This window comes from Microcoleus sp. B4-C1, assembly GCF_036705285.1.
Classification (GTDB): Bacteria; Cyanobacteriota; Cyanobacteriia; order Cyanobacteriales; family Microcoleaceae; genus Microcoleus.
Genome location: NZ_JAUBUC010000016.1, coordinates 101049 through 105157, shown reverse-complemented (window position 1 = coordinate 105157; position 4109 = coordinate 101049). Strand labels below are relative to the sequence as shown.

Sequence of the window (4109 nt, the reverse complement as noted above, 5' to 3'; positions counted from 1 at the left end):
CAAAGTTTGATGGCCGGGGTAAAACCGGGTACGGAAGTAGTTGTTTTGGATGGGAACCGAGATGCGATCGACCAAATCACTCAAATTTTAGCTCTTCGTACCAATATTGACAGCATTCACATAGTTTCTCACGGTGCTCCGGGTAGCTTGCAATTGGGTAATGGCTGCTTGAGTTTAGATAATGTGGAAACTTATTCCGAGAAATTGCAGCAGTGGCGGAGTGCTTTAACTGTTGATGCGGACATTCTGATTTACGGTTGCAATGTCGCATCAGCCTCTGGCGCTTACCCGAAAGTCCGCCAGGGAATGAATTCCCTTTCTCAAAGCTCAAGTCGGTTGAAACCGACTGCTTACCCGAAAGTCCGCCAGGGAATGAATTCCCTTTCTCAAAGCTCAAGTCGGTTGAAACCGACTGGGAACAACCTCAATAAACAGTCCCTGAGCGAGGACTTTCGCTATGAGACGGGGGTTGAAACGAACGGCGGAACCGACGAACACGCTGTAGATGTCGCATCAGCCTCTGGCGCTTACCCGAAAGTCCGCCAGGGAATGAATTCCCAGGCTCAAAGCTCAAGTCGGTTGAAACCGACTGAAAACAACCTCAATAAACAGTCCCTGAGCGAGGACTTTCGCTATGAGACGGGGGTTTCAACCCCTGGCGGATCTGATGAATACGCCATAGATGATCAACACGCCAGAGATGATCAACACGCCAGAGATATAGACGGTGTAGCCTTCATCCAACGAATTGCCCAACTCACAAATTCAAACGTTGCGGCTTCCCAAAACCTCACCGGAAGTGTAGCCAAAGGAGGCGACTGGGAATTAGAAGTGACCACCGGGAAAATAGAAACGCCGCTGGTATTTGAACCCGAAGTATTAGCGGGTTACGAGTATGTTTTGAACACCTTCGGTGCGGCCACAAATATTGGCGCGGGGACAAATCCCTACGGTATTGCTACGGGAGATTTTGACCTGGATGGCCAACCCGATCTAGCTGTAACAAACCAAGGATCTGACACCGTTTCTATCCTGTTAGGCAATGGCACTGGTGGCTTCGATCCTGCGCCTATTCCTACCTTGGCGGTGTCATATCCCACATCGATCGCGATCGGCAATTTTAACAACGATAATTTCCCCGACTTGGCAGTAGTGGGTAGCGGCACTGGTGGCGCCCTCTCAATTTTCTTAGGAAATGGTACGGGCGGTTTTGGCAGCCCGACTCCATATCCTACAGGAGTATCTCCTATCTCGGTTGCAGTTGGGAAGTTTAACGACGACAACTTTTCAGACGTAGCAGTAGTCAATTCAAGCCCTGGCAGTGCCTCTGGTGGTGTCACAATTTTGCTGGCAAATAGCAGTGGCAGCGGGGCATTGAATTTCAACACTAACTTGAGCGCGCAGTCACTTCCCGCTTTCATGACAGTGGGGGACTTTAACGGAGATACTTTTTCCGATTTAGCTGTGCCGAACAGTGTCTCTAACACCATTTCTGTTTTTTTAGCGAATGGCACTGGCGGTTTTGGTGCAGCTACTAATTTGGGGGCTGGGCAAAATCCAAATTCGATCGCCAATGGGGACTTTAACGGAGACAATTTCCTCGACTTAGCCGTAGTTAACACCGGCTCTAACAATGTGTCAATTCTATTGGGAAATGGCACGGGCAGCTTTGGGGCGGTCACTAATTTTAGCGCGGGGACAGGGCTGCAAGGCATTGTTGCAAATGACTTTAGCGGAGACGGCAAACTTGACTTAGCAGTAGGAGGCACCAACGGCGCTGCAATTTTAGTAGGCAATGGCAGTGGCGGTTTTAGTGCACCCATTAACTTTGCTGCGGGGACAGATCCAAACTCCATTATTGCCGGCAACTTTAATGCTGACACTCTCCCGGATTTGGCCGTAGCGAACAGCGGTTCAGGCAACGTTTCGATTCTGCTGAATACACCCACTAAGGTATCCTTCGTTACTCCCAAAATAGGTAACACTTACAACGTTAATGAAGGCACGACCGACACAGTAATTACGGTTCCCGTTACTATCAGCGGTGGCACATTAAGTGATGTAAATGTACCAATTGTCATCGATCCCAGCAGCACGGCTACTCTAGGTGCAGACTACACTCTTTCAACTACATCCCTTACTTTTTCTGCTGGCACTACGACTTTAACGCAGGATATTTCAGTTACCATCAAGGCTGACAATATCGTTGACAGTAACGAACAGTTAGTTCTCAATTTGGGTGCGATTACAGGCGGTGTTGCCGACGGTACGAGTCAAGTGAAAGTGGCTATATTGGACAGGAATAGTTCTTACTCAATTGTCGCCGACAATCCCACCGTTACCGAAGGGAATTCGGGCGCTACTCCTGCCACATTTACTATTACTCGTAATGGCAGCACTGAACTTTGGAGTACCGTAGATTATGCCATTACCGGCACTGCGACAAACGGCACTGATTACAACAATATTGGCGGCACTTCTGGCGCAACTGCTGCCACTGGCAAAATCAGTTTTGCTGCGGGAGAAACATCCAAGACTATTACTTTGGATGTGTTGGGAGATGGCAATATAGAACCGGATGAAACTGTTGCCATTACTTTATCAAATTCAGTTTCACCGGGTGGCGCACCGACTATTGCGACGGCTACCGCTACCACAACTATTACTAATGATGATACTGCCGGCATCACTGTCAGTCCAAAAGCAATATCAACAACCGAAGCTGGTGGCAAGGCAGAATTTACAGTCAAACTCAACGCTCAACCCACTGCTGACGTTACCATCGGTTTGAGGAGTGACAATGTTGAAGAAGGAACAGTTTCAACTAATAGCTTAACTTTCACTCCTGCTAACTACAATCAACCGCAACCAATAACAATCAGTGGTGTTGACGATTTAGTAGCTGATGGCCCTCAACCTTACAAAATTGTCACGGCTGCTGCTGTCAGCACCGATCCTAATTACAATAACCTCGATCCTGATGATGTCGATGTCACCAACAGTGACGATGAAACTCCGGGAATTACGGTGAATCCGACGGCGGGATTAACTACTGGTGAAGATGGCACTAAGGCTAACTTTACTGTGGTTTTGAATACTAAGCCGACTGCTAATGTGACTATCGGTTTGAACAGTGACAATGTTGCAGAGGGAACAGTTTCGGTTAATAGCTTAACTTTCACTCCGGTTAACTGGGATACACCGCAGCCGGTGACAGTAACAGGGGTTAATGATAGTATTGCTGACGGCGATATTAACTACAAAATTGTCACAGCGCTTGCTGTTAGCGACGATCCGAATTATAAGCTAGATGCAGCGGATGTTAGCCTTAGCAATAAGGACAATGATACGGCTGGTATTTCTATTACTCCCACGGCAACAACTGCTACAGAAGGTGGCGCGACGGGCAGTTATGAACTCAAATTAACATCGCAGCCGATCGCCCCTGTTACCATTAACTTTAATGCCGGAAGTGAAATAAATGCGATCGCCCCTGTGATCTTTGACAGCACGAATTGGAATGTTGCCCAAACTGTCACAGTCACTGCTACCGACGACAGCAAAGCCGAAGGCACGCACAGCGGCACGATCGCTCACACTGTTACCAGTACCGACACTAAGTATAGCGGCACAACAATTCCGGATGTCAATGTAGCGATTACCGACAACGACACAGTAGGTGTCAGCATTTCTCCCACGCAAACAACTGCTACAGAAGGCGGCGCGGATGGCAATTATGGGATCAAGTTAACGTCGCAGCCTTACGCCCCTGTTACTATCACTCTCACAACAGGTAATCAGATTCAGGCGATCGCCCCTGTGAATTTCACTACCGATAATTGGAATGTCGTTCAACCCGTTACGGTGAAAGCTGTTGATGATACCGTTGTCGAAGGCGCGCACAGCGGTACTATCACTCACAGTGTGAGTGGTGGTGATGCTAAGTATAATGTGGTTGTGGTTCCAGGGGTGACAGTGGCGATTACGGATAACGATGTAGCGCCAACTCCGCCGCCAACGCCAACTCCAACGCCGACGCCGACAACTGGTACGACAACGCCGACGCCGACAACTGAGACTCCAACTCCGACGCCGACAACTGGTACGAC

Annotated in this window: 1 protein-coding gene; it reads left to right on the top strand. The window is 48.7% G+C overall.

Going from position 1 to position 4109, the window contains the following annotated elements:
* Positions 1–4109 (top strand): DUF4347 domain-containing protein (locus QUB26_RS09410; RefSeq protein WP_333317671.1); only part of this gene is annotated, 4109 nt, incomplete at both ends.